Raw genomic sequence first — 25376 nt, 5'->3', positions numbered from 1 at the left:
TCAAACTCCCTCGATCGGTGCAGATTCGGTTTCCGGAAAGAAGTAGCGGTACTGATGATGCATCTGCGCTCTGGCGTGTTCCGGGCTCGTAAATTCTCCGACCCCGTACCAGCCAAACAGGGCTGCCCCCGCGACAGTGGTTTCTGCATCATCAAGTACCTTGATGGGGATGCCGAGCATATTGGCTTTGATCTGGTTCCACAGCATGTTACGGCTGCCACCGCCGACCAGCAGCAGTTCAGTCGCATTGAAGTGACCGATCTTTTCCAGCGTGCGCAGATTCTGCGCCAGCTGCCCGGTGAGGCCCTCCAGCGCAGCGCGATAAAAATGACCGCGTGTGGTGTTGAGTGTGACGCCCTCCCAGCCTGCATGCTGACAGCCGAGGAGATCACAGTGCATTTTCACCCCTTCGGACCCCATGGGTATGCGGCGGGCTGTCTCAATCAGCGTTTGCCAGGGCGTCTCTTCGGTCCAAAGCAGTTTACGTACCCATTCAAGTACGCCGGATGCCAGCCACTGCATGCCAGGGTTATACAGCCCTGGCTGGCTGTCCAGTTCGCAGGTAGAACCGACGTAGCGACTGAGCAGCGGCGTGTTGACCTGTGCACTGCGCACCATCAGGATCTCCCATGTTCCCGAGGAGAGGACGGGTTCATCCGCCGCGGCACCTGCACCAAACAGCGCAAACTGGGTATCGTGTCCGGCGGAAATCACCGGGATACCGGCGGGCAGGTCAAGCCATTGGGCAGCATCAGACTGTAAATTACCGACGAGCTCACCGGCTTCCACCAGACGTGGGAAGAGCCGATGCGGCAAACCCGCCGCCTGCAAAATTTCATGGCTGAAATCGCGCTGTTGAATATCCAGCATCTGGCTGGTCCCTGCCATAGTAACGTCGGTGGTGAATTCGCCGGTCAGACGGTGGTTAATCAGCGACGAGATAAACAGCCAGGCGTGTGCCTGTTCCAACAGCTGCGGGTGATTTTCTTTTAGCCACACCAGCTTATACAGCGTATTGAAGCCAAATGCCCCCACGCCGGAAATGTCCTGAAGCCGCTGAGGTGACAGCAAGCGGCCAATATTTTTCATCACTTCGGCAGTGCGTGGGCATTTCCAGCTGATGATTGGGTAGAGCAGCCTGCCGTGCTCATCGACCAGCGCGCCATCAACGCCGAAGGTGGTCACCGTGACGCCGCGAACGCGACAGTTTGCCAGACTCGTCTTCAGCGAGCGGCAACAGTCCGCGAAGCGTTGCATAATGGCCTCGAGAGACCACTGGTGCCAGGCGCTATTTTCTATGGCGATGTCGCTGGCATTTGCCGTAGCGGCACGGGCGATAATTTTGCCCTGCCGATCAACGGCAATGGCCCGGATATTGGTCGCTCCGCAGTCGAGAACCAGAATAACCTCTTGTTTCATAGCAACTCCTGAAACGTCGCCGGCTAACGTGTCGCTTATCCGGCCTGCAATTCGGTGTTTTACAGGCCCGGTAAACATACGCTACCGGGCAAAGACGTTTACTCAACGTTTGTACAGCGGGCCATAGTTTTGACAGGCGCGGTAATCCTGGCCTTCGCTATCCATGCCGTGCGCAGCCCAGGCGGAAGGACGATAGACCTTCGACTCTTCCACGTTATGCATGCAGACCGGAATTCGCAGCATTGATGCCAGGGTGATGAAGTCTGCGCCAACGTGGCCGATGGTCAGCACGCCATGGTTTGCCCCCCAGTTCGCCATCACGGAATAAACGTCGGTAAAGGGACCTTTACCCGTCAGACGTGGCGCAAACCAGGTGGTCGGCCAGGTTGAGTTGGTACGGGCGTCAAGCTGATCGTGCATCTCTTTCGGCAGTTCCACGCTCCAGCCTTCTGCAATCTGCAGAACCGGGCCAAGACCTTTGATGATATTCACGCGGGTCATGGTGAACGGCACGCCGCCTTCCGTCAGGAAGCGAGAAGAGAAACCGCCGCCGCGGAAATATTCATGTATCGCCGGACACCATTCGGTGGCCGCCAGGCAGGCATCAACCTCCTGCTGGCTAATGTCCCAGAATGGCTTCATCGTTGGCTTGCCATCGCTGCCGCGCTGTTTGCATGAGCCATCGAGAGCCGCAGAGCCGGAGTTGATCAGGTGGATAATACCCTTCTCAGCCAGACCGCTGAGCGGTTGACCGGTCACACGCGCTACCGCGTCTGGAGACCAGTAGGTGCGCACGTCGGCGAACACCTGTGCTGTGCCGGTCAACTGGTGGCCCATTAGCATCGCCACGCCGTTGAGGCTGTCATTTTCGGTCGCGACGACAAAGGGTTCACGCACGCCATTCCAGTCAAAGGAGCTGTTAAGCAACGCTTCGGCGGTATCGCCGTTCGGGTATTGATCGGTCCAGTGACGCTGGCCCTGGAAGCCTGCCGCAATGGCGTTGTAGCCCAGCGATTCTTCCACCCGCCCTTTTTCCGCCAGTGCTGGGTTGCCCTGCATCATGTCGCGGATACACATCGCCATCAGCAGGCTCTCTTTCAGCACCTCACGGTTCTGCGCTTCGTTACGCTTATACTGCTGCGCGTTCTGGTCTTCGCCGTAACGGAAGTTTTTGTCCGCCCAGGCCAGCGCCATTTCCAGTTCGGTTTCATCGAAGATTTTCTGATCAATGCGGCGGCGCAGTTCAGTCATATCAACTGCCTGTACCTTCATCCCCAGCCAGGATTCGAAGAAGTTAGGGTCGACGATGGAACCGGCAATCCCCATCGACACACCCCCAATGGAGAGATAGCTTTTCCCTTTCATACTGGCGACGGCTAAACCGGCACGCGCAAAGCGCAGCAGTTTTTCCTCAACATCTTCGGGAATCGAGGTGTCGTCGGCGTCCTGGACATCATGACCATAAATAGAGAATGCCGGAATCCCTTTCTGGCTGTGTGCAGCCAGCGCGGCGGCCAGATAAACGGCACCCGGACGTTCAGTCCCGTTAAAACCCCAGATGGCTTTCGGACGCATGGGGTCCATATCGATCGTTTCGCTCCCGTAGCACCAGCACGGCGTCACGGTGATGGTCACGCCGACGTTCTGGCTGCTGAATTTTTCTTCACAGGCGGCAGATTCGGCCATCCCCGCAATGCAACCGCCAGCAATGACGCATTCAATTTGCTCGCCGTTGGGGTGACGAAGCTTTTCAGTGAGCAGCGCGGCGGTGGCGTTGGCCATATTCAGGGTTTGCTCCTCCAGAGACTCACGAACCCCCATACGACGACCATCAATCACCGGACGGATACCTATTTTCGGTAAGCTGATTTTTTTCATGACAGATCCCTCACGTTTTCGGATACAGGTTTAATTCGTTGCCGCTTGCGAACGGAAACGGGCAAAGATGAAGATGACGGCAAAACACACTGCCGGAACCAGTTCTGCTGTTGGGATATTGCCTGCAGCATCGCTGACAAAGCCCATGACCGGCGTCACAATCCCGCCGCCGATAATGGTCATGACGATGAATGACGAGCCGTATTTGGTGTCCTGACCCAGGTTCTTAATCCCAAGGGAGAAAATGGTTGGGTACTGAATAGACATAAATGCACTACACAGCGTTAGCGCCAGTAGGCCGAAATGGCCGCCGAATACGGCGGAGACCAGGCATAGCACCATGGCAAGCAGGGCATAAGCGGCCAGTACTTTATGCGGTGCGAAGCGGCTGATTAGCCATGTACCGGTAAAGCGACCGATGAAGAAGCACACCATGGTGCCGGTCAGGTAGTTGGCGGCGAAACCTGGCGTCATGCCGGGGATCTCTTCAATAGCGTACCGGATCAGGTAGCTCCAGCAGGCAGTTTGCGCGCCGACATAGCAGAACTGCGCCAGCACCGCCCAGCGCCAGTGACGAATACGGACCAGACGGGAAAGAGAGGCAGAAAATGTGCTTTGTGTGCCGTCGACGTGATTATCGCTCTGAAGGACCGGAAATTTGGTCAACATAATCAGCAGGGCGACCAACAATACAATTGCCACGATAATCATATAAGGCGTTTGTACGGATAACACCAGGCTATGCTTATAAATGCTTAGCTGTTCTGGCGTCATTTTATCGAGTACCGACTGAGAGTGATGGGGCACGTTAGACAAAATTAGGCTTTGTCCAAACACAACGGCAATAATCGCGCCAAAAGAATTAAAAGTTTGCGCCAGATTAAGACGGAAATGACCACCACTCTCTGGCCCCAGCACTGTCACAAAGGGGTTAGCAGCAGTTTCAAGGCAACCTAACCCCGCCGCTATAATAAAAAGACCGACAAGAAACAATGTATAATTCATTAACTCAGCCGCAGGCCAGAATAATGCAGCGCCAATGGCATATAAAAACAACCCGGTAATAATACCTGCCTTATAGCTGAGTTTTTTCATCAGTATCCCGGCAGGAACTGGAATGACAAAGTAGCCGAAATAGAACGCAGATTGTATCAGGCCAGCCTGGAAGTTTGTCAGGGTAAAGGCTTGCTGAAACTGTGGGAGTAAAATGTCATTCAGGTTATTAGCGACTGCCCAAAGAAAAAACAGTGAGCAGAGTAACGCGAAAGGAATAATGTAACGCTGGGCTTGCCCGGCATTGACCGCACGAAAACTCTGCGTTGGTATTGTTGTATTTCCCATAACACCCTCGTTAGTCAGAAGCGTCAGAATGTGACTTTCCTTTCTTGCCAGACGGTAAAAATAATAAGGTGCTTTACTCTTACTGGCGCGAATCTGGCGATCGGAATGATCTCGTGAATGCATTTTCATGTAAAAAAGGAGGGCGAATATGATGACAATCACATTTAACGGCAACGCGATATCTTTATGTGATCGTTATCACTTTAAATTTAATAAAAACAACCCCCATCGGGGAAAATAAACATGAAAAACCACAACCCCAGTGACCGATTTAATGTATTACTCCGAAAACGGGCATTTTCACGGTAAAAATCATCAAAACGACTGTTTGAATAAAAATCTTCTGAATCGGTCATTTTTACCGAAATGAATTAATTGAATAAGGATCAATTCCAGACTATTAATTGACGGTGATCACAAAGTGAAACCACCGGATTTTTTTTAGCGTTATTCCCTATAAAGATGGTGCGCAAATATACGGTTAATTCATCAGGACAACAGGCTTGTTCTGCTGGTGCTTTAGATCATCAAGAGAGGTAACAAATGGAACGAAATAGACTGGCGCGGCAGATTATTGATACCTGCCTGGAAATGACCCGCCTGGGGCTAAATCAGGGCACGGCTGGCAACGTCAGCGTGCGCTATCAGGACGGGATATTGATAACGCCAACGGGGATCCCCTATGAAAAACTGACGGAGTCACACATCGTTTATATTGATGCCGACGGTCAGCATGAACAGGGCAAACTGCCTTCCAGCGAGTGGCGTTTCCATATGGCCGCGTACCAGACGCGTCCGGATGCGCAGGCGGTGGTGCATAACCATGCGGTGCACTGTACCGCCGTGTCTATTCTTAACCGCCCTATCCCGGCCATTCATTACATGATTGCTGCCGCAGGCGGTAATTCCATACCCTGCGCGCCATATGCCACATTTGGGACACGCGAGTTGTCCGACTATGTCGCCTTTGCCCTCAGGAACCGCAAAGCAACGCTGTTACAGCACCACGGCTTAATTGCCTGTGAAGCAAATCTGGAAAAAGCCCTGTGGCTGGCGCATGAAGTTGAAGTACTGGCACAACTGTACCTTTGCACGCTGGCAATAACGGATCCGGTCCCGGTACTGGATGACGATGCTATCGCCATTGTGCTGGAAAAATTCAAAACCTACGGACTGCGCATTGAAGAATGACATCGCATAGCAAACAGGAGAAATGCCATGACGAAAAGAATGATTTTGAACGAAACGGCCTGGTTTGGCCGGGGCGCGACAGAGATGCTTTGCGATGAGGTAAAGCGTCGCGGCTATCAAAAAGCGCTGATTGTCACCGACAGGACGCTGATACAGTGTGGCGTGGTGGCGAAGGTCACGGATAAGCTGGACGAAGCGGGGTTGGCCTGGGAAATATACTCCGGCGTGCTTCCTAACCCGACAATCGGAATAGTACAGGAAGGGCTGGGTGTTTTTCAGAACAGCGGCGCAGATTACCTTATCGCTATCGGGGGCGGCTCGCCTCAGGATACCTGTAAGGCAATCGGTATTATCAGCAATAACCCGGCGTTTAAGGATGTTCGTAGCCTTGAAGGCCTGCCCCCAACCCGTAACCCCAGCGTACCCGTTCTGGCCATTCCCACTACAGCCGGAACAGCGGCTGAAGTGACCATTAACTACGTGATCACTGATGAAGAGAAGCGGCGTAAATTTGTTTGCGTCGATCCGCACGACATTCCGCAGGTCGCTTTTATCGATGCAGATATGATGGACGGTATGCCGCCAGTGCTGAAAGCAGCAACCGGCGTTGATGCGCTGACCCATGCGATTGAAGGGTATATCACCCGGGGCGCATGGGCCTTGACCGATGCGCTACACATCAAGGCGATTGAGATTATTGCCGGTGCACTGCGCGATTCAGTCAAGGGCGATCGAGATGCCGTCGAGGCGATGGCGCTGGGCCAGTATGTTGCCGGCATGGGCTTTTCCAATGTTGGCCTGGGGCTGGTTCACGGTATGGCGCACCCGCTGGGTGCTTTTTATGACACACCGCACGGCGTGGCGAATGCCATTTTGCTGCCTCATATCATGCGTTACAACGCTGACTTTACCGGCGATAAATTCCGCGATATTGCACGGGCGATGGGCGTGAAGGTTGAAGGACTGAGCCTTACGGACGCGCGCAATGCTGCCGTGGATGCCGTCTTCAGGCTTAATCACGATGTGGGCATCCCGCTCCATCTGCGTGAGGCTGGAGTACAAAAAGAAGATATCCCGATGCTGGCCCAGGCGGCATATGATGATGTCTGTACTGCCGGCAACCCACGGGAAGCGAGCCTGGCAGATATTAGCGAGCTGTACCATACCGCCTGGTAGTGCGACTGCGTTACCCGGTTTAGAGGCCCCTTCTGGGCCGGGTGACGCAGAGAGACAGCGCCATCAGTATTTAAACCGTGATTTCGCAGCTGACGACCGACGCCGACAGATCCTATCGCTAATGGCCATTGTTGGGCATGATTGCCCTCTTATTGTGGCGAAGTTGAAGGGTGAAACTATGGTATACGGCGAAAAACAGGCACAAAAAAACCACCTTTCGGTGGTTTCACGACACTGCTTATTGCTTTGATTATTCTGCTTTTTCCCATGGTAGCCGGAGTGGGACTTGAACCCACACAGCGCGAACGCCGAGGGATTTTAAATCCCTTGTGTCTACCGATTCCACCATCCGGCCAGGGAAGAAAGTGGAGGCGCGTTCCGGAGTCGAACCGGACTAGACGGATTTGCAATCCGCTACATAACCGCTTTGCTAACGCGCCGTAAAACTTTTTTACGCGACACCCGCTATTGCGCATGTCTTTAATCTGGAGCGGGAAACGAGACTCGAACTCGCGACCCCGACCTTGGCAAGGTCGTGCTCTACCAACTGAGCTATTCCCGCATGTCATCAAGTTAACTTCTAACCACTTGATTTCATTATCGTCCGGCTAGCTGTGCCGCCGTTCGATGCGTTGCATTCTACTGATATGACGGTATGAGTCAACGTTATTTTTTGCATCCCCGGATCGTTTGCTGAAAATTACGTCGAAACGATCACTGATCAAGCAAATCGCCACGGGCAGCGTTTAAATATTGCAGCATAGACCACAGCGTCAGTACCGCAGCAACCCACAGCAGCCCAATCCCCGCCCACTCAACCCAGGCGTTTGGACGCCAGAGCATCCAGACCAGCGAGGCCATTTGCGCGGTAGTTTTCACTTTACCAATCCACGATACCGCGACGCTGCTGCGCTTACCCAGCTCCGCCATCCACTCACGCAGTGCAGAGATGATGATCTCACGGCCAATCATGGTTGCTGCAGGCAGCGTTACCCACCACGTGTGGTAGTGCTCAGCCACCAGCACCATCGCGATAGCGACCATGACCTTATCGGCGACCGGGTCGAGGAAGGCACCGAAGCGGGTGCTTTGGTTCCAGCGGCGTGCCAGATAACCATCAAACCAGTCCGTAACCGCAGCCACCAGGAAAATCAGTGCACAGGCAAAAGGGGCCCAGACGACTGGCAGGTAAAATGCCAGTACAAAGAACGGGATAAGCACAACGCGAAAAAGAGTGAGCAACGTAGGGATATTAAATTGCATAATGACGGTAACTGTTTGTTGTCAGTAAAATTTAGCTCTATGTTGCTACAGAGCCCTCAATGTTTCAACGAGTAGTAGATCTTTTCTGCCAGCGCTTGCGAAATACCCGGCACTTTTGCAATTTCCTCCATGCTGGCATTGAGTAATCCTTGCAATCCGCCCATATATTTAAGCAACATCTGTCTGCGTTTTGGCCCGACGCCTTCGATGGTCTCAAGCGTACTGGTGTTTTTTACCTTCGCCCGTTTTTTCCGGTGCCCGCTGATGGCGTGATCGTGTGACTCATCGCGGATATGCTGGATAACATGCAGTGCCGGAGAATCCGGCGGCAGGCTGAAGCCCTCCCCTTCCGGTTCAAAGAAGAGCGTCTCCAGACCGGCTTTACGATCGGCCCCTTTTGCCACGCCCAGCAGCAACGGATGGTTTTTATCCCAGCTCACATCAAGTGAGTCAAAGACCGCTTTCGCCTGCCCGAGCTGCCCTTTCCCGCCGTCAATCAGTATCACATCCGGGATTTTGCTCTCTTCGATGGCTTTACCGTAGCGACGGCGCAGCACCTGGTTCATGGCTGCATAGTCATCACCCGGCGTGATCCCGGTGATGTTATAGCGACGATATTCCGCGCGCAGCGGGCCGTTAGCATCAAATACCACGCAGGAGGCCACGGTCTGCTCGCCCATCGTGTGGCTGATGTCGAAGCACTCCATCCGTTTAACCTCCGGCAGCTTCAGGAGCGTAGCCAGTGCCGTTAAACGCTGGTGGACCGTCGATTGCTGGGACAGTTTTGTAGTAAGCGCCGTCGCCGCGTTGGTCCGGGCAAGTTTCAGGTAACGCGCGCGGTCACCGCGCGGTTTGGTCTGCACGTTAACCCGACGACCAGCCAGTTCTGACAGCGAATCCGCCAGCAGCGTTTTATCGTCGAGATTGAAATCAAGCAGGATCTCCGATGGCAGCGTGCGCATCTGACTCCCCTGCAGATAGAACTGCCCGACGAAGGTTTCAACCACCTCACCCAGCTCCGTCCCCCCCGGCACTTTCGGGAAATAGCTGCGGCTCCCGAGCACTTTACCCTGACGAATAAACAACACATGCACGCAGGCCATGCTGGCGTCAAAGGCAACGCCGATCACGTCGAGATCGTCACCGGTGTTCGAGACAAACTGTTTCTCAGTGACTCTGCGCACCGCCTGGATTTGGTCGCGGATCCGCGCGGCCTCTTCGAACTCCAGCGCTGCACTGGCTTTCTCCATCCGGGCGATCAGCTGCGTTAATACCTGATCGTCTTTCCCGGCTAAAAACAGGCGCACATACTCGACCTGCTGCGCATACTCGTCTTCACTCACCAGCCCGGCAACGCATGGCCCCAGACAGCGGCCAATCTGGTACTGCAGACACGGGCGCGAGCGATTGCGATAGACACTGTTTTCACACTGGCGAACAGGGAAGATTTTTTGCAGCAGCGCCAGCGTCTCACGTACGGCATAGCCGTTGGGAAACGGGCCGAAATATTCACCCTTGGCATGTTTTGCACCGCGGTGCATAGCAAGCCGGGGGTGCGTATCGCCACTCAGGAAGATGAACGGATAGGATTTATCATCGCGTAACAGCACGTTGTAGCGCGGCTGATAGAGCTTAATATAGTTATGCTCAAGCAGCAGCGCCTCCGTCTCGGTATGCGTGACGGTAACATCAATATTCTGTATGAGTGCGACCAGTGCTTCGGTCTTGCGGGAGGCAAGGTTACTGCGAAAATAGCTGGAGAGGCGCTTTTTGAGATCTTTCGCTTTCCCCACGTAGATAACCGTACCGCCAGCGTCATACATACGATAGACGCCAGGCTGGCTGGTTACGGTTTTCAGAAATGCTTTTGAATCGAACACATCACTCACTGACTTAACAACGTCTCCGCATTACATAAACCATGCCGGATGGCCAGATGAGTCAGTTCAACATCACCATGAATGTTCAGTTTGCTGAACATGCGATAACGATAGCTGTTCACCGTTTTCGGGCTAAGATTCAGCTGTTCCGAGATCTCATTTACCTTCTGACCTTTGGTGATCATCAGCATAATCTGCAATTCACGCTCGGACAAACTGGCAAACGGCGATTCCGTTTTCTCGGGTTCGATCTGACTCAGGGCCATCTGCTGAGCAATGTCGGAAGCAATGTAACGCTGTCCGGCAAACACGGAACGGATAGCATTGACAACTTCCTGCGGCGCGGCACCTTTACTCAGGTAACCGGCAGCGCCCGCCTGCATCACTTTCGCGGGCAGCGGGTTTTCAGTATGCACGGTCAGCATGATGACTTTTGTATCAACAAAGGTACGCGCGATTTTGCGGGTTGCTTCAAGACCACCGATACCGGGCATGTTCATATCCATCAACACCACATCGGCCGAATTAGTGCGGCACCATTTTACGGCATCTTCGCCGCAACAAGCCTCACCAGCAACTTTAATACCTTTTATATCTTCAAGAATGCGTCGTATCCCTGCGCGCACCAGTTCGTGGTCATCAACAAGAAGGACGTTGATCAAAGGAAATGTCTCCAGAATAGGGATAACGCTACTGAGTGATAATTTGGTTTATATTAACGGTTTTCCTCACAAGATTAAAACGTTAAAAAATCGGCTATTCGATTTCGCTCTCGTTTTTGGAAATTAGGCTGTACAGAACGTGGAAAGAGAGCCCGCGCCGCCAGGGCTTGTGCAGCTTTTTTTAAGCATCTGTATTCAAAAAGTTACAAAAAACCTGTCGCCTGAGTCCGTAAAAAAACAGTTCTTAAATTTTTGTAACAATAATTAACGGCAAGCGAACCGGGTATAAACAATTCGTCGCTATTAACGCCGTACAGTTTAGCGGCACGCGTTGTTTACGCAAATAAACATCCAGTGTAAAAGTACGAAAAACAACCGCTGCATTTTTTGCTGCGCCTTGTGGTATACTCCGCCGCCTTGACTTTCATCGTCGCGCACGAGCGCCGTTTTATAATGAGGAAAATAAATGAGCACACCTGAATTTGCCACTGCGGAGAATAACCAGGAACTGGCACAGGAAGTAAACTGCCTGAAATCGCTGCTAACGCTGATGCTACAGGCGATGGGCCAGGCTGACGCCGGTCGTGTGATCATTAAAATGGAAAAACAAATCGCGCAGATGGAAGACCAGGCTGAATCCGCGGTATTTGCCAACACCGTTAAGCAAATTAAACAAGCCTACCGCCAGTAATAAAAAACGGCTGGATGCGGTGCATTCAGCCGTTGCCTCGTCTGACACGCAGAACGTATTCTCTACTCAAATAAGCCCGGTCGCCGCCGCGTAACACGCGATCTGCGTCTTGTTAGGCGCATTGAATTTCTTCTGCATATTCTTCTGATGAAAGTTAACCGTATTCTCTGAGATAGAGAGAATGATCGCAATTTCCGCCGACGTCTTCCCTTCCGCGGTCCATTTAAGAATTTCCCGTTCACGTTTGCTGAATTTCATCTCAGGCGGCATCACCATCTCATCTTCAAATCGAATCAACGATGTTAAGGCCACTTGCACCAGCAGTTGTAACCGCAGCTCTATTTCCTCGTGGTCTAACGGGCTCTCCAGCATGCTAGTACGAGAAACCGACAGAAAACCGAGAGCATGATTCGGCAGCATCAGACACTGCGTTATTCCTGTACGTAAGCCGTGCTCCCGTGCGCTATGCCATAATTCCTCAGCATCCGCGAATAATTCGTCAGTCCAGGGTAAATGCCCCTGGATGAAATTCTCCGGTTTTAACACCGGGTCAATGGCGAAATAATTCTTCGACTGATATTGCGCCTGCCACTGTGGCGGATAAGTGGTATGCACAGAAATCTTAGGCCGCGTAAAAGGCACGGGATGGCGTACGCAGAGTGCGTAATAATCGAATTCTAGCGCCTGAGTTTGTCGCTGAAGTTCCTGATATACCTCGTCGGCACAGGTCAATTTCTGAAACCGGAGGGAGCATTCCCGTCGCCAGGTGAAAAAGTCTGAATCCTTCATACTTACTAAATGAAGCCTCTGAAATGATATTCATTATTATGGTGAATATAACCTAACACATAAAACTTATTTCTAACTACAAAATATCGGCAACAGCACAATTAACTTTACGTTTGATAAGGTTTATTGGGCCTGAGCGGAATAAAAAAACACGGTGTCGGGCGCAGGGGGAGAATAATTTGCCCCAGATGAATTTTCTGGAGCAAATTAGTGCAAAAATTCTACTGCATAAGGAATTTTTCAAGGAACTGACGGGTTCGCGGCTGCTGTGGGTTGGCAAATAAGTGTTTTGCCGGCCCCTGCTCCACGATCCTTCCCTGATCCATGAAAATGGCGCGGTCCGCCACGTCACGAGCGAAGCTCATCTCGTGGGTAACGATAACCATTGTGCGTTTCTCCTGTGCCAGCTGGCGGATGGTGTTCAGCACCTCGCCCACCAGCTCAGGGTCGAGCGCAGAGGTCGGTTCATCAAAGAGGATCACATCCGGACGCATCGCCAGCGCGCGGGCAATCGCCACACGCTGCTGCTGACCACCTGACAGGCGGCGCGGGTAGCTGGTTTCTTTACCGGCCAGCCCGACTTTTGCGAGCAACTCGCGCGCGCGAACCGTCGCGTCCTCTTTGGCTTCCCCTTTTACAATGACCGGACCTTCAATGATGTTCTCCAGCACCGTCCGGTGTGGGAAGAGATTGAAGTTCTGGAAAACAAAGCCCACATGCTGGCGCAACTGGCGAATCAGACCTTTTTGCTGGCTGATGGATTTGCCGGTATCAATCGTAATGTTCCCCACCCGAATCGTGCCTTCTTCAGGCTGTTCAAGCAGGTTGATGCTGCGCAGCAGCGTTGTTTTCCCGGAACCACTCGGGCCGATAATGGCGACCACTTCGCCCTGCTCAACCTCCAGATCAATCCCGTGGAGCACCGTTTGACCGTGGAATTTTTTCACCAGGTTTTTAACGTCGATAGCACTCATTTTGGATCACGCTCCTGGCGGTTAAGCTGGTTTTCGAAATAGTTTTGCAAGGCGGATAACACCGTCGCCATTACCCAGTAAATCAGCGAGGCCGCCAGATACATGGTGAACACTTCCAGGGTGCGCGAGGTAATAAGCTGCGCCTGACGGAACAGTTCCGGTACCTGAATGGTGGCCGCCAGCGACGTGTCTTTCACCAGGCTGATAAAGCTGTTGCTGAGCGGTGGAAGCGCCACACGCGCCGCCTGAGGCAGAATGGCTCTGCGCAGCGTTTGCCAGGGCGTCATACCGATACTGGCCGCCGCTTCCCACTGCCCTTTATCAATGGACGAGATTGCCGCACGCAGCGTTTCAGAGGTGTATGCCGCCGTATTGAGCGACAAACCAATCATCGCCGCCGGGATCGGATCCAGCTCAATACCAAACTGCGGTAAACCGTAGTAGATCATAAAGAGCTGGGCGATAAGCGGCGTGCCGCGAAACACAGAGATATAAAAACGTGCCACCCAGCGTACTGGTAAGACGGGTGACATACGCATTAAGGCCAGCACAAACCCGAGTACCAGACCGAAGAACATCCCGCCAATACTGAGCTGTAACGTAAATACCGCACCTTTAAGCAGGTACGGCAGGGAATCAATAACCAGTTGAATACTTTCTTGCATTATTATTTTTCGACCTGATTTTAGACATGAGGATGGTAGGCAAACAGCGCAGGTGCCCCGCCGGTGTGAACAAACAAAATCGGCCCTTCATCCTTAAAGCGCTTCTGTTCAATGCCATCGATAAGACCGGCCATCGCTTTGCCCGTATACACGGGATCAAGCAGGATACCCTCGAGGCGCGCCAGCAATTTCACCGCGTCCATCCCCTCTTCATTAGGCGTGCCGTAGCCTGGTGCAAAATAGTCGTCCCAGAGCTGGATATCAGCCGTTGCCTTCAACGCCAGTTGCTCTGCCACCGCCTGTTGTAAGGTGACCACTTTCGGCTTCTGGTCCGCGATGCTACGCGATACCGTCACGCCAATAAGCTCGACATCGGGTAATAATTGCTCCAGACCAACGGCCAGCCCTGCGTGGGTACCTGCACTGCCGGAAGCAACAACGACAGAAGAGAGGCTGACCGCTCCCTCGCATTGCTGGGCAATCTCCAGCGCACTTTCCACATACCCCAGCGCGCCCAGCGCATTCGAGCCGCCGACAGGAATAACGTAGGGACGAAAACCCTGCGCTTCCAGACGCGTCGCCAGTTCATCAAGTTGTGCGGTCGGGTCGGTTAATGCCTCGACCATTTCGACTTGTACGTTAAACAGATCCAGCAGCAGACGGTTGCCGTTAGTCAGATAGTTTTCTGCTTGCGTTCCAATTGGGTTTTCCAGTAATGCCACACAGTGGAGACCCAGCTTTGCGGCCACCGCGGCGGTCTGGCGGACATGGTTAGACTGAATGGCACCTGCGGTAATGAGCGTATCCGCGCCTTCACGCAGGGCGTCAGCGGCCAGAAACTCCAGCTTACGCAGCTTATTGCCCCCCATCGCCATCGGCGTTACGTCATCGCGCTTAATAAAAATATCGCGTCCTAAATAGTCAGAAAATCGCGGCAGATACTCCAGCGGAGTCGGCGCGCCGATAAACTCCAGGCGGGGAAAGCGCGTTAAATTCTGTAGTGACATGGGTTCTCCGGTAACACAGACTCAAGGTGATATTTTTCATTATGCACGCAGACGCGTAAGAAATAAAAAAGGCGCTTTTAAAAGCGCCTTTTTTTAACGTCAAAGACTTATTTCGTGACGTCTGCCCCGAACCACTTCTCAGAAAGGGCTTTCAGGCTGCCGTCTTTTTGCATGTCAGCAATCGCGGAGTCAATCGCTTTAACCAGGTCGTCGTTGCCTTTACGAACGGCTACACCGGATTCCTGACGAGAGAACGCATCACCGGCTACCGCCAGGGTATTGTTGGTTTTCTTCACCAGATCCAGCGCGGCCAGACGGTCAACCAGAATCGCATCAATACGACCTACGCGGAGATCCTGGTATTTTGTCGGGTCATCATCGTAAGTGCGGATATCCACACCCTGAACGTTCTGGCGCAGCCACTCTTCATAGTTGGTTCCCAGACCGACACCGACTTTTTTGCCTTTCAGGTCAGCGGCCGTTTTGATGGTGCCTTCGTTACCTTTCTTCACCAGCGCCTGGATACCGGACACGGTGTACGGCGTGGAGAAGTCATACTTCTTCTTACGCTCGTCAGAAATGGTCACCTGGTTAATCACCACATCAATACGTTTGGAATCCAGCGATGCCAGCATACCGTCCCATTTGGTCGGTTTGATGGAGGCTTTCACGCCAAGGTGTTTCGCCAGTTCCTGTGCAAATTCCACTTCAAAACCGGTGAGTTTACCGTCATCGCCCTGGAAGCTGAACGGAGGATAGGTTCCTTCCAGCCCGACCAGCAGCGTACCGCGCTCTTTCACTTTATTCAGCAGATTTTCTGCGGCGAACGTTTTCACGCTCATACCCGCGACCAGCGCGACTGCCATTACACCCATCAGCGCCTGACGACCCAGAAGTGCTAATTTCATAAATACCCCGATATAGTGGAATTTTTGAGTAGTGTAGAGAAATCACCTGCAAGGTCAAAGGCGACTGCGCTACATCTTATTCTTTTTTAATATATATCAGAAGTTGTTCCAGCGTGGGCTTTCTGCTTTATCACACCCGGCATTTGTACCTTATATTGTGCATACTTGCGCAGCGCAATGCGGTAGTTGTTGGTGCTGGTCGCAGGCAGCCACGGCTCAAGATTCTCATCCAGATAGCCGGTCTTCAGCAGATCGCGGGAGATGTTGTTCACGGTGAGATGTTGTCCGAGACGGCGCAGGCGGACGACATATTCGCGTACGGTTCCGTGGCTCATCTCCGTTTGTTCAAACAGGAATTGTTTGAAGCCGATAATGTCGAAGAAGTCGCTTTGCTCTTTGCAGTGGAGATCACCGCAGAAACGGCAAAGCGCCACCCACTCTTTTTGTTCTTCGAGCCATGCTGCTTCATCCATCAACGTGTCGAGGCGTGAAATCGCGATCTTATTAACGATTTCGCCTCGACGAACCAGCGTGATACGATCGAGTAACTTGTTACAGTGGGCGCAATGCGTCTGGCTGTGTTTAAAGTCTTTCAGGTAGCGGCTTAAAGGCCGTCTTTTAGATTGCTGCACCGTCATGATAACTCCTGGTTGTCAATACGTTGTGCGGCATTTTTCAGGTGAATCAATCACCTATAACTTACCCAGCTTTGTGCGTAAACGTTTAATGGCCTGGCTGTGCAACTGGCTTACCCGAGACTCCCCCACTTCCAGAACAGCGCCAATCTCTTTGAGATTAAGCTCTTCCTGATAATAGAGGGTCAACACCAGCTGTTCGCGCTCAGGTAAAGCCTCAATCGCTTCCATTACGCGCTGGCGTAAATTACCTTCCATTAAATGGTGTAACGGGTTTTCTTGCTGATGCTCATCCGTCACCAGCTCGATGCTATCGCCATGCTCTTCTCGCCACTCGTCATAAGAGAAGAGTTGGCTATTATTGGTATCGAGCAACATCTGACGATACTCTTCAACAGCAATGCCAAGACGTTCCGCCACTTCTGTTTCCGTAGCGTTACGTCCCAGTTCCTGTTCCAGCTGCCCCATCGCATGCGCCACTTCGCGCGCGTTGCGGCGAACACTGCGCGGCACCCAGTCGCGGCTGCGCAGCTCATCCAGCATCGCACCACGAATACGCTGAACTGCGTAAGTCGTAAATGCCGTTCCTTGCAGAGCGTCGTATCGGTCAACTGCATTCAATAACCCGATACCGCCCGCCTGTAGCAGATCGTCAAGTTCCACGCTCGCCGGCAAACGCACCTGGAGGCGCAATGCTTCGTGACGCACCAGTGGGACATAACGCTGCCACAGCGAGTGTTTATCCATTACACCTTCAGCGGTATAGAGTGAATTCACGATAAACAGCCCTGCGTTAGTTGAGTTATCGGCATGATTATCCGATTCTGCAGGGCGTTCAATTGGATGAATAGTGGGTAAAATGGGGGGTTATTTGCCTATTTCTTTATATACCGTGACTTAGGCACAGCATATAAAACCAGTTCGAAGGCCAGTTCAGGGTGATGTCCGCGCAGATAAAACACATAATCAGCACTGAGAGAGGCAATATATTGAGGAATTGTCAGGAGATCTTCCGGCTTATGGTAAAGACTTATTGCCAGTAAAGGTTTCCAGTCCTGAATCGTGCTTGCAGCGCCCTGCAAGGCTTTTAGTTCAGCGCCTTCGACATCCATTTTAATAAAGGTGGCTTTGCGCCCCTGCAGAATATTATCAATGCTATCCAGTTCAATGGTCACCGTGTTCGTGCTTTGTTCCATCAGGCGTGAAGAGAGTGCATTTCCCGACTGAAAAGAGAGAACGGTGTTTTCATCCCATACGCCCTTTTGCACTGGCTGACAAAATGGCCACTGGCGCGTATTTTCACAAAGTTGAGCATAATTACTGGCATCAGGCTCAAAGCCGATAACGCTTTCTGGCTGCGCGACCTGCTGACGGGCCACTTCTTGCATAAACGCCCCAATGCTATCGCCATTGTAGGCCCCGCAATCAATAAACACTTCGTTATCCTGCAGGCGGACAATATCTGACGGGAAATAATGTACCGGTTCGTATACCGCCTGGTAATAGCCACGGGTAGCAGTTAAACGCTGTTTAAGAAATGCGACCAGCGTTTCCCGCGAACGATCGTCTTCCAGGCTCGCGTACAGATGTTCAAGACGGTCCTTATGTTCATCACAAAATGACGGGGTATACCAGAGAGTTGTGCTGACGCCGATAAAAGCAGGATCAAATACAAGCACATTGGCGCCCCCCTGCCGAAGTTCTGCCTGCATCGCGTCACTAACATACTGCAACGCCACGATACAGTTGAATTCACCGGGTTGTTCAAGGAGATCTTCGATTGCCACAACCGGGAGACCGTGGAAGCTCATCCCTTCTGTAATATATTTTCTGTTAAGTGCGACTTTATGGAGCGGCATGTTTTCCCGGAACATAAATTCTGCCGTCATCTGCCCCAGACAGCCTGCCCCATAAAGCACAATCGGGAGCCCATTGGCTTGCATTGAGTTGATGCTCTCAAAAAAGGCGTTATCGTAACCCTGTAACTGTTCCAGTAATGTCATATAGTCCTCAGCACAACCGTTATTAACGTAATAATTCGACTTTGGCAGACGTCAGTGCGCTCTGCTGCGCTTTTTCGAGAAATTCCAGCCCACGGACGGCCGTATCGCAACTGAGGCTGTATCCCGTAGGTTCACCACGTAAACTGGCGGCAATATCGGCGTAATAGTTTGCAAATGCCTCAATGAATCCGGCAGGGTGCCCTGCTTTGAAGCGGCAATAGCGGGGCTGGTTGGCCACCGTATTGTCTCCGGCCGTTCGGTCGATCAAGCGAATATTCCCATGTACATCAGCAAGATGGAGATACTCAGGCTCCATTTGCAACCATTCTGCGCTGCCTTCAGAACCATAAATTCGTATCCGCAAACCATTGCGGTAACCCAGCGCCGCTTTGCCGTACCAGTAATTACACACCATATCGTCGTCGTAACGGGAAACCAGATTCACCGTATCGACAACATTCGGGACGCGCGCAAACGTGCTGTTAATCGCATAGACATCCTCGGCACGTTTATCCGTCAGAAACTCCACCAGTTGATGCACATGGACCCCAAGGTCGAGGGAAACGGTCGGGATGTCACCATCAACGCGACGCCATTCCTGAGGCTGAGCCACACTGCCATCTTCCCGGCTACGAATAAATCCTTCCTGAGGCATTTCCACCATGACATGCTGAATGCTCCCCAGTTCACCGCGACGTAACCGTTCACGCAATTCGCGTACCATCGGATAGCCGGTATAGTTATAGGTGACGTAGAGTTGTCCATTGATGTCTGCCACGCGCTGGGCGATATCGCGCGCATCCGTCACACTGGCGACCATGGCTTTTTCACTGATAACCGGAAGACCGTATTCAAGACAGGCCAGAATAATTTCACGATGGGTCGGGGTCGGCGTCAGGATGACAACGGCATCCATTTGTGCGTGCTGCTCTTCCAGCAGGGTCGCCGCATTCGTATAAATGGCTTCATCCTTTAGTCCCCATGCCAGCCCCGTCTGTTTGCAAAGCGTTTTATCGCGGCTAAAACATCCCGTCACCAACTCGAAATGGCCGTCCATTTGACTGGCAATTTTGTGCGTCAGACCAATTGCTGAATTGATCCCTCCGCCAATAAACCCAAGAGATAGAGGCCTGTTCATAGTCCGGTCCTTACAAAGAAGAAAAAGAAAAATAGTTTTTAAGCTGAGGCGTGTGGCTTGCCATGGCGTCAAGATCGGTAAACTCAGCAAAAATTAACCCTGCCCGATCCCCTGGCGCAGGGCCGATTTCATCACCGGGTTGTTTAAGCGGTATCGCCTGAAGGATGTTGGCTGGCAGAGGCGCACAGTTAAACCCGAAGAAAAGGCTTCGATGAGTTGAAGAGACCGTATGACGGGCAATATTGCGCCGACGTGCGGGACGCCGGTGCGCCAGGTGACTTGTCTGTCCGATGAAAGGCGCAACAAATTCACGGCAATAATCGACGCCCGTGGAAAGCTCAATCAATTTCGAATAGAGATCGCCCGGACAGCGGCGTGTCACTTCAATCAGCCAAAATTGCCGTTCGTCAGCAATAAGTTGAGTATGTAAGAGTCCATCGACAAGGCCTAAGTCGCTGACAATGGCCTGCATACATTCACTGATTTGATCACGCATCGACTCGGGCAGATTGACACTCAGACAGCTGCTGTTCACTTGCCACGGATAGACTGTGCAATATTCATCGACAAAAAATTCGCAAGTGATTTCACCCCCACGAATAAACGCCGAATGACTATACAGCGCCCCCTGGCAGAACGTTTCAATGACACAATGTCCGCCCGCTGACGCAGCACGCGCGACGTTGACCGCCTCATCAAGCTCATCTGGCTGATGAATCAATGAGATCCCTTTTCCACTGTATGCGTCGACAGGTTTTACCAGTAGCGGGAAAGGCATCGTACGCGCCTCCTGCACGTTACTGGCAGCTTTTGGAATAGGATATCCCTTCTCGCTGGCCCATTTCCTGAAGCGGTCCTTGAGGAAAAGGAGATCGCTTACCTCGGGAGAGTCATAGCCGGGAAGGCCCAGCGCCTGCGCCACGCGGCAGCCAGAAAGATAAGAAACATCCGTCACACCAGGCGACAGCGCCGTGATTTTTTCCTGGCGGGCAATGGCCAGTACCGCCTCGCTGACAGCGTAATTTTGCGCCCAGGTCGCATCGGCATATTTCATCCCTGCATCCTGGGCTTTACCGCTACAGGCAAGCGTTCGAAACCCTGCGGCTTTTATGGCCTGCTGTAATGGCAACGAGGCAAACCCTGCATCAAGGATCATCGCTGTAGGCATCATGCTCATACCGCAATCTCCGTGACTGGCGTCGGTTCGTTACCCTGCGCCTGTCCTACCAGGGAAGCACGCTTCAGAGCATTCACGACCCGATCCTGTTCTTCCAGCGTCATTCCTGGATAAATCGGCAAGCACAGCACCTTTCCGGCGATATCATTCGCAACGGGCAGATGTTCTTCCGCCGAAGTAGGGAAACCTCTGTACATGGCAAATGAACTGATGAGCGGGTAGAAATAGCGACGCGTCAGAATGGCATCCGCTTTAAATAACTCATACACCCCATCACGACTCATCCCGAAATGCGGTTCGATGAGCACCGGGAAATAGGCGTGGTTCCAGCTCACATCGTCGGGTACGTCGACAAACGTTAATCCTTCCAGCCCGTCTAACATTTCACAGTAGCGTTGATAAATCGCCTTTCTTTCGTCCAGTGCTTTATCAATATGTTTAAGCTGCAGAAGACCGAATGCAGCTTCCACCTCATTCATTTTGGCGTTAATGCCAGGGGCCACGATGCGGGTTTCACCAGCAAAGCCAAAATTCTTAAGGTAATCGATGCGCTGTTTGGTTTTGAGATCGTGACTTATAATGGCCCCGCCCTCAAAGGTGTTAAAGACTTTGGTGGCATGGAAACTGAGTACGGATAAATCACCGTGATTTAAAATGCTTATATCGTTTTTGCGGACATTAAATGCATGTGCTGCGTCATAAATAACCCGCAAACCGTACACATCTGCAATTTTCTGAATTTTATCGATGTCACAGGGAATCCCATAACAATGAACAGGCAAAATTGCGGTGGTGTTAGGCGTAATTAATTCTTCAATGCGATCCGGATTAATATTATAGGTTTGGGGATCGATATCAGCGAAGACCGGCGTTAATCCGTTCCATAATAAGCTATGCGAGGTCGCAACAAAGGAATACGGCGTGGTGATCACCTCGCCAGTCAGGCGCAACGCCTGAAATGCCGTCAGCAGCGCCAGCGTTCCGTTTGCAAAAAGCGAAAGGTGCTTTACACCCAGATATTCCGCCAGAGCCTGTTCCAGCTGCTGATGAAATGGTCCGCCGTTTGTCAGAGTTTTATTTTGCCAGATTTGCTCCAGATAAGGGATAAACTCTTCCAGAGGGGGCAAGAATGGACTGGTTACGTAAATTTTACTCATATCCTACCTCGGTAATGATACCGTTAAATTTTGCCCACATGGCCGGCTTAGTTAACCCTTGCGAGTCAGGAATGCTGTTCAGTGATGAGAAACGCATGCGGCTCTTCTCCCCGACAATAAATTCCCCACGCTTCACGCAGCGCCCGTTCAAAGTTTTCTGCAATATTAAAATCTGGCACGTGGTCTACGGGGATCCTGTCTCGCATCCCCAGTCGGATTTCAGCAAGTTCTGGAATACGTTGCCCCCAGGCGATTGCTCTGGAAATATAATCTTCCTCATCAATCGCAATAAACTGCTCCAGTCTGTAAGAACGCATAATATCGACGCCCTGCTGACACGGTATGGTCGGGCCATTCATGGTGATTGTCGGGACGCCCATCCAGGCGCCATGATGCGTCGTCGTTCCGCCGCTATAAGGGAATGCATCAAGTAAAATATCAATCTCATGGTGCATCGCGAGGTACTCATCCATTTCCACGAGTCCCCGGAAGAGCAATCTGTCGCGAGAAATTCCACGCTGTTGCAGGCGTTTTGTCATGGCCGAAATCATTTCGGCATCGGTCATGTTACCGATTAACAGCCTGGCTTCAGGGTAACCCGTCAAAATAGATGCCCATGCATTCAGCACCTGATCGTTAATTTTTTTAGAGCGGTTAAAACTGGCAAAGGTAATATAACCGTTACGCAGCGCAGGTAATGGATTGATGTCCGGACTGAGAGGATGAGGTTCGAAACTCTTGCGTGTCGCAACGAACATCGCGTTTTCCACCAGCTGTTTTTCAAGCTCCTGAGACTGCGCCAGGCTCGCCGAAAGAAGTATATAGTCCATCTCTTTCAGACCCGTCGTGCCCGGATAACCTATCCATGTGATCTGAATCGGAGCCGGACGCAACGCGAAAACAGGCAATCGGTTGTAGGCTGTATGACCCGATAAATCGAACAGAATATCAATCCCGTCTTCAGCTATCAGTTTCGCCAGTTCAATATCGCTGATAGCATCAACCTGACGCCATAGCGTTGCGCTCTGGCGAAGGTGACAATACGTGTCATCTTCTTCAAGGAACAGGGTGCTATAGGCCACCAAATCATACTGTTCACGATTGATGGCATCCCAATAAGGCAGAAGAAAATTCGCCACCGGATGCTTACGCAAATCGCCTGAAACAAAGCCAAGTCGAAGCTTACGCTGAGGTTCTCTGGAATTATTGAGAACCAGTTTTACCCCGCTCTCTGTTGCCCAGGTTGCTGCGCGGCGGCCGTATTCAAGGTGCTTTTCCAGCAACGTCTCGGCCGTTACGCTAGCGTCGTGGCTCATTACAAACAGTAAGTTACTGAAGTAGCCGAAATTATAATTGCTAAGCTCTACGGCCTTTTCCATAAAATAGCGCGCTTCTGCCATTTTATGGTTGTCACTCAATACAATCCCGGTGAGCCCAAGTGAACTGGGCCCCGGGTGCTGGAAGCGCATAATCTCCCTGCAGCATTTTTCCGCTAATGTCATATCGCCATAGGCGTGATGCAGCGATGCCAGACTTAGCCAGTAATCAATATTTTTATTATTCAGACGAAGCAAGGTACGGACAATTTGCCGTGAACCGTAGAATTCACGCTTACGCTGCAACACCGTGGCAAGATCATAATAGATATCAAGGCTCGAGAAATAATAGCCCATCAGTTTACAAAGCGACGCCAGCGCGTCATCCCAGGCGGAGGTCAGCACGCATGTTTTTGAATAGCAGCGAAGGACGTGAATATTGTCTGGATTTTTTTCCATTAACCCACGAGCATACTCGCGGGCTTCTTTAGAACGGCCTTTTTGGATAAGGCTGTTTGCGCGCTCGTAGATAGCGTCCACGTCCGGGTCGGCTAATACGGGTTCGGCATTGCTCTTGATAAGCATTCCGCCCTGCTGTTGATCGACACTAAGCAACAACAACAGAGAAAGTTGCGATTTTAGTACGTCGAGCATGCCTGCACGCAGAAAACACTGCAGTTGCTTTTTCCAGGCCTCAGGCGAGCCGGTTAGCAACCCTTTAATTTTCAATGAAGAGTAGAGTTCCCAGTTCGTCTGCCCGGCATGCCCCATTTCGAAGCGCAAATAATTCCACTCAGCAGGGGTCAATGAAACCCACTCTCCCCACAGGTTCATGATGCTTACATTGTTCGCAGGACGCTCTGGTGGTAACAGCCCTACCGGTGCCAGCTCACCATTTTGCGCAGCGTTGTATGCCCCTGGGGTGGCACTCCAGAAAAATCCGTCAGCACAGGTCATAAACAGCGTTTTTAATGCTTCCCATACCGTCTCCTGATAATCCTCATGCGTTTCAGGAGCCCGGCAATTGAGCACAAGCTGTTCGAAACTTAAGGACATAGGCCAGGCATTGCCCAACAACTCCATGATCCTGATAATAATGGCATTGTCGGTACGCATGATCCGTCCATTATTATTTCTGAACACGCGGGGCGCTTTTGCAGAATCCAGTTCGATCGGCATAAAGCTTCCGGCCCAGTGCAGGTTTCTCAGGAGGTTCAGATCCGGGTGAACCGGCGGCGAGAGGTGATTTAGGTGGCACAGCAAGGAAAAGCGTTCTTCGCGTTGAACGGCATAATCAAGATATTGCTGTGACAAGGTTCTGCTTGCCCCGTCGCTGACGGCACCCAGTAACTGTTCGATTCTCGGACTGTAGAAGCTTCCCAGTTCCGACTGTGGCAGCAAATCGCCCAGGAACTGCAGACCGGCGAGTTCAGCCTGTGCGTTAAAATCCCCAAGGGTGCATGCCCCGTCACTCGGGCTTAAATAGGCCAGAATGAGCGCGTTATCATCCATTTCTTCAGCGAGAAGGACTTCATTTTTCAGCGAACCCTCTTCCAGCGTGAGCAACATAAAGCTCAGCATGGCGCGGGCTGACGCCAGCAGGTCGCTGCCCTCTTCTGCGCGATCAAGATGGAACCGTAACGCTTCACCCAACGTTATGCGCGCTATGCTGCCAGGCAGTACTGACCACTTAATGGCAATAACGCCGTTGGCAGATAAATGCGCCTGGCACCATGTCAGCAACGCTTCCCGTTCGCTTTTTCCAAGAAAAGCAAAGGTCTGATGAATAATGATGTAATCTAACTCGCCCGAATCCGCGGCGAGCAAATCCCCTAATCCTGCAGCAAACAGTTCAACATTGTGACATCCCAGTTCGGCAGCAAACTTCTGCCCCTTCTCGATCGCCTCTTCGTCAATATCGATACCCAGCGCGATACTCTCAGGATGCGCCCATGCGTGCATAATCAGACGCGTTGCTGAACCACAGCCAATCTCCATGACACGGGCAAACGCAGGCAGTGGCGTGGTCAGATGATTAAGCACCGCAGCGGCATGAATGGTCTCGGGGCTGACCCGATAATAGGGGTACTGTGTCGTCACGTTTTT

Annotated in this window: 21 protein-coding genes and 3 tRNA genes; 3 read left to right on the top strand and 21 right to left on the bottom strand. The window is 52.0% G+C overall.

All coding sequences use genetic code 11. The features are described 5' to 3' along the window. From fucK to fucP, 3 genes are all read right to left on the bottom strand, one after another. Positions 1-1419 carry an L-fuculokinase gene (fucK, locus tag AB6731_RS02295; protein WP_371005846.1) on the bottom strand — a complete coding sequence of 473 codons (1419 nt, stop codon included), beginning with the start codon at positions 1417-1419 and terminating at the stop codon, positions 1-3. A gap of 102 nt (positions 1420-1521) precedes the next feature. Beyond that, positions 1522-3297, bottom strand: a complete 1776-nt coding sequence (gene fucI, locus AB6731_RS02290) for an L-fucose isomerase (protein WP_371005845.1) — start codon at positions 3295-3297, stop codon at positions 1522-1524. Between the two features lie 30 nt (positions 3298-3327). Beyond that, positions 3328-4638, bottom strand: coding sequence for an L-fucose:H+ symporter permease (fucP, locus tag AB6731_RS02285; RefSeq protein WP_044867021.1), 1311 nt, complete (start codon positions 4636-4638; stop codon positions 3328-3330). Positions 4639-5181: 543 nt separating this feature from the next. Between fucP and fucA the strand changes: the two genes are divergently transcribed. Continuing rightward, on the top strand, positions 5182-5829 hold the full coding sequence (gene fucA / locus AB6731_RS02280; RefSeq protein WP_020883353.1) for an L-fuculose-phosphate aldolase: 648 nt from the start codon (positions 5182-5184) through the stop codon (positions 5827-5829). 27 nt (positions 5830-5856) lie between these two features. After that, on the top strand, positions 5857-7005 hold the full coding sequence (gene fucO, locus AB6731_RS02275; RefSeq protein ID WP_371005844.1) for a lactaldehyde reductase: 1149 nt from the start codon (positions 5857-5859) through the stop codon (positions 7003-7005). Between the two features lie 268 nt (positions 7006-7273). Here the strand turns inward: fucO and AB6731_RS02270 are convergent. The 6 genes from AB6731_RS02270 to uvrY all read right to left on the bottom strand — a co-directional run bounded on the left by AB6731_RS02270 (position 7274) and on the right by uvrY (position 10810). After that, positions 7274-7360, bottom strand: a tRNA-Leu gene (locus AB6731_RS02270). Between the two features lie 11 nt (positions 7361-7371). Then, positions 7372-7445 (bottom strand) — tRNA-Cys (locus tag AB6731_RS02265). Positions 7446-7491: 46 nt separating this feature from the next. Continuing rightward, positions 7492-7567: transfer RNA gene (locus tag AB6731_RS02260), tRNA-Gly, on the bottom strand. 152 nt (positions 7568-7719) lie between these two features. Then, positions 7720-8268 (bottom strand): CDP-diacylglycerol--glycerol-3-phosphate 3-phosphatidyltransferase, encoded by a 549-nt coding sequence (pgsA, locus tag AB6731_RS02255; protein ID WP_014170706.1) that lies wholly within the window; start codon positions 8266-8268, stop codon positions 7720-7722. A gap of 56 nt (positions 8269-8324) precedes the next feature. Continuing rightward, positions 8325-10157, bottom strand: a complete 1833-nt coding sequence (gene uvrC, locus AB6731_RS02250; protein ID WP_371005843.1) for an excinuclease ABC subunit UvrC — start codon at positions 10155-10157, stop codon at positions 8325-8327. Next, a complete protein-coding gene (uvrY, locus tag AB6731_RS02245) occupies positions 10154-10810 on the bottom strand; it encodes a UvrY/SirA/GacA family response regulator transcription factor (protein WP_013096026.1) in 657 nt (218 codons plus the stop codon). Before uvrY ends, uvrC begins: the two co-directional genes overlap by 4 nt. Before the next feature lie 466 nt (positions 10811-11276). Between uvrY and AB6731_RS02240 the strand changes: the two genes are divergently transcribed. Beyond that, positions 11277-11501: a DUF2594 family protein gene (locus tag AB6731_RS02240; protein WP_003859644.1), complete on the top strand. Its 225-nt coding sequence runs from the start codon at positions 11277-11279 to the stop codon at positions 11499-11501. Positions 11502-11567: 66 nt separating this feature from the next. Here the strand turns inward: AB6731_RS02240 and sdiA are convergent, their stop codons facing one another. From sdiA to AB6731_RS02180, 12 genes are all read right to left on the bottom strand, one after another. After that, the gene (sdiA, locus tag AB6731_RS02235; RefSeq protein WP_014170708.1) at positions 11568-12290 is read right to left on the bottom strand and encodes a transcriptional regulator SdiA; all 723 of its coding nucleotides are present in this window, start codon (positions 12288-12290) and stop codon (positions 11568-11570) included. A gap of 221 nt (positions 12291-12511) precedes the next feature. After that, positions 12512-13264, bottom strand: a complete 753-nt coding sequence (gene tcyN, locus AB6731_RS02230) for an L-cystine ABC transporter ATP-binding protein TcyN (RefSeq protein ID WP_014170709.1) — start codon at positions 13262-13264, stop codon at positions 12512-12514. Beyond that, positions 13261-13929 carry a cystine ABC transporter permease gene (gene tcyL, locus AB6731_RS02225; RefSeq protein ID WP_014170710.1) on the bottom strand — a complete coding sequence of 223 codons (669 nt, stop codon included), beginning with the start codon at positions 13927-13929 and terminating at the stop codon, positions 13261-13263. The genes tcyN and tcyL overlap by 4 nt, the downstream gene beginning before the upstream one ends. A 20-nt stretch (positions 13930-13949) precedes the next feature. Continuing rightward, positions 13950-14936, bottom strand: a complete 987-nt coding sequence (gene dcyD, locus AB6731_RS02220; protein WP_063215621.1) for a D-cysteine desulfhydrase — start codon at positions 14934-14936, stop codon at positions 13950-13952. A 107-nt stretch (positions 14937-15043) separates the two neighbouring features. Next, positions 15044-15844, bottom strand: coding sequence for a cystine ABC transporter substrate-binding protein (tcyJ, locus tag AB6731_RS02215; RefSeq protein WP_020883350.1), 801 nt, complete (start codon positions 15842-15844; stop codon positions 15044-15046). Positions 15845-15930: 86 nt separating this feature from the next. Continuing rightward, on the bottom strand, positions 15931-16482 hold the full coding sequence (gene fliZ, locus AB6731_RS02210; RefSeq protein ID WP_014170713.1) for a flagella biosynthesis regulatory protein FliZ: 552 nt from the start codon (positions 16480-16482) through the stop codon (positions 15931-15933). Positions 16483-16536: 54 nt separating this feature from the next. Beyond that, on the bottom strand, positions 16537-17256 hold the full coding sequence (locus AB6731_RS02205; RefSeq protein ID WP_014170714.1) for an RNA polymerase sigma factor FliA: 720 nt from the start codon (positions 17254-17256) through the stop codon (positions 16537-16539). Between the two features lie 98 nt (positions 17257-17354). After that, on the bottom strand, positions 17355-18482 hold the full coding sequence (locus AB6731_RS02200) for an FkbM family methyltransferase (protein ID WP_371005842.1): 1128 nt from the start codon (positions 18480-18482) through the stop codon (positions 17355-17357). A gap of 22 nt (positions 18483-18504) precedes the next feature. Continuing rightward, the gene (locus AB6731_RS02195; protein ID WP_148576273.1) at positions 18505-19620 is read right to left on the bottom strand and encodes a Gfo/Idh/MocA family protein; all 1116 of its coding nucleotides are present in this window, start codon (positions 19618-19620) and stop codon (positions 18505-18507) included. A 10-nt stretch (positions 19621-19630) separates the two neighbouring features. Continuing rightward, on the bottom strand, positions 19631-20797 hold the full coding sequence (locus AB6731_RS02190) for an acetyl-CoA carboxylase biotin carboxylase subunit family protein (RefSeq protein WP_371005841.1): 1167 nt from the start codon (positions 20795-20797) through the stop codon (positions 19631-19633). Further along, positions 20794-21954, bottom strand: coding sequence for a DegT/DnrJ/EryC1/StrS aminotransferase family protein (locus AB6731_RS02185; RefSeq protein WP_032678461.1), 1161 nt, complete (start codon positions 21952-21954; stop codon positions 20794-20796). The genes AB6731_RS02190 and AB6731_RS02185 overlap by 4 nt, the downstream gene beginning before the upstream one ends. Before the next feature lie 65 nt (positions 21955-22019). Then, positions 22020-25370 (bottom strand): methyltransferase regulatory domain-containing protein, encoded by a 3351-nt coding sequence (locus AB6731_RS02180; RefSeq protein WP_371005839.1) that lies wholly within the window; start codon positions 25368-25370, stop codon positions 22020-22022. Positions 25371-25376: the final 6 nt, after the last annotated feature.

Source organism: Enterobacter sp. RCC_40 (assembly GCF_041360735.1).
GTDB classification, from domain to species: Bacteria; Pseudomonadota; Gammaproteobacteria; order Enterobacterales; family Enterobacteriaceae; genus Enterobacter; species Enterobacter ludwigii.
The sequence above is the reverse complement of the archived record's forward strand: the minus strand, read 5'-3'. Positions and strand labels throughout refer to the sequence as shown.

Coding starts and splice junctions, on each gene's coding strand:
- AB6731_RS02200 (WP_371005842.1), bottom strand. CDS start 18,482: ATGACATTACTGGAACAGTTACAGGGTTACGATAACGCCTTTTTTGAG.
- fucI (WP_371005845.1), bottom strand. CDS start 3,297: ATGAAAAAAATCAGCTTACCGAAAATAGGTATCCGTCCGGTGATTGAT.
- AB6731_RS02185 (WP_032678461.1), bottom strand. CDS start 21,954: ATGAGTAAAATTTACGTAACCAGTCCATTCTTGCCCCCTCTGGAAGAG.
- fucP (WP_044867021.1), bottom strand. CDS start 4,638: ATGGGAAATACAACAATACCAACGCAGAGTTTTCGTGCGGTCAATGCC.
- fucO (WP_371005844.1), top strand. CDS start 5,857: ATGACGAAAAGAATGATTTTGAACGAAACGGCCTGGTTTGGCCGGGGC.
- fucA (WP_020883353.1), top strand. CDS start 5,182: ATGGAACGAAATAGACTGGCGCGGCAGATTATTGATACCTGCCTGGAA.
- fliZ (WP_014170713.1), bottom strand. CDS start 16,482: ATGACGGTGCAGCAATCTAAAAGACGGCCTTTAAGCCGCTACCTGAAA.
- sdiA (WP_014170708.1), bottom strand. CDS start 12,290: ATGAAGGATTCAGACTTTTTCACCTGGCGACGGGAATGCTCCCTCCGG.
- tcyN (WP_014170709.1), bottom strand. CDS start 13,264: ATGAGTGCTATCGACGTTAAAAACCTGGTGAAAAAATTCCACGGTCAA.
- fucK (WP_371005846.1), bottom strand. CDS start 1,419: ATGAAACAAGAGGTTATTCTGGTTCTCGACTGCGGAGCGACCAATATC.
- tcyL (WP_014170710.1), bottom strand. CDS start 13,929: ATGCAAGAAAGTATTCAACTGGTTATTGATTCCCTGCCGTACCTGCTT.
- pgsA (WP_014170706.1), bottom strand. CDS start 8,268: ATGCAATTTAATATCCCTACGTTGCTCACTCTTTTTCGCGTTGTGCTT.
- tcyJ (WP_020883350.1), bottom strand. CDS start 15,844: ATGAAATTAGCACTTCTGGGTCGTCAGGCGCTGATGGGTGTAATGGCA.
- AB6731_RS02240 (WP_003859644.1), top strand. CDS start 11,277: ATGAGCACACCTGAATTTGCCACTGCGGAGAATAACCAGGAACTGGCA.
- dcyD (WP_063215621.1), bottom strand. CDS start 14,936: ATGTCACTACAGAATTTAACGCGCTTTCCCCGCCTGGAGTTTATCGGC.
- AB6731_RS02195 (WP_148576273.1), bottom strand. CDS start 19,620: ATGAACAGGCCTCTATCTCTTGGGTTTATTGGCGGAGGGATCAATTCA.
- AB6731_RS02190 (WP_371005841.1), bottom strand. CDS start 20,797: ATGAGCATGATGCCTACAGCGATGATCCTTGATGCAGGGTTTGCCTCG.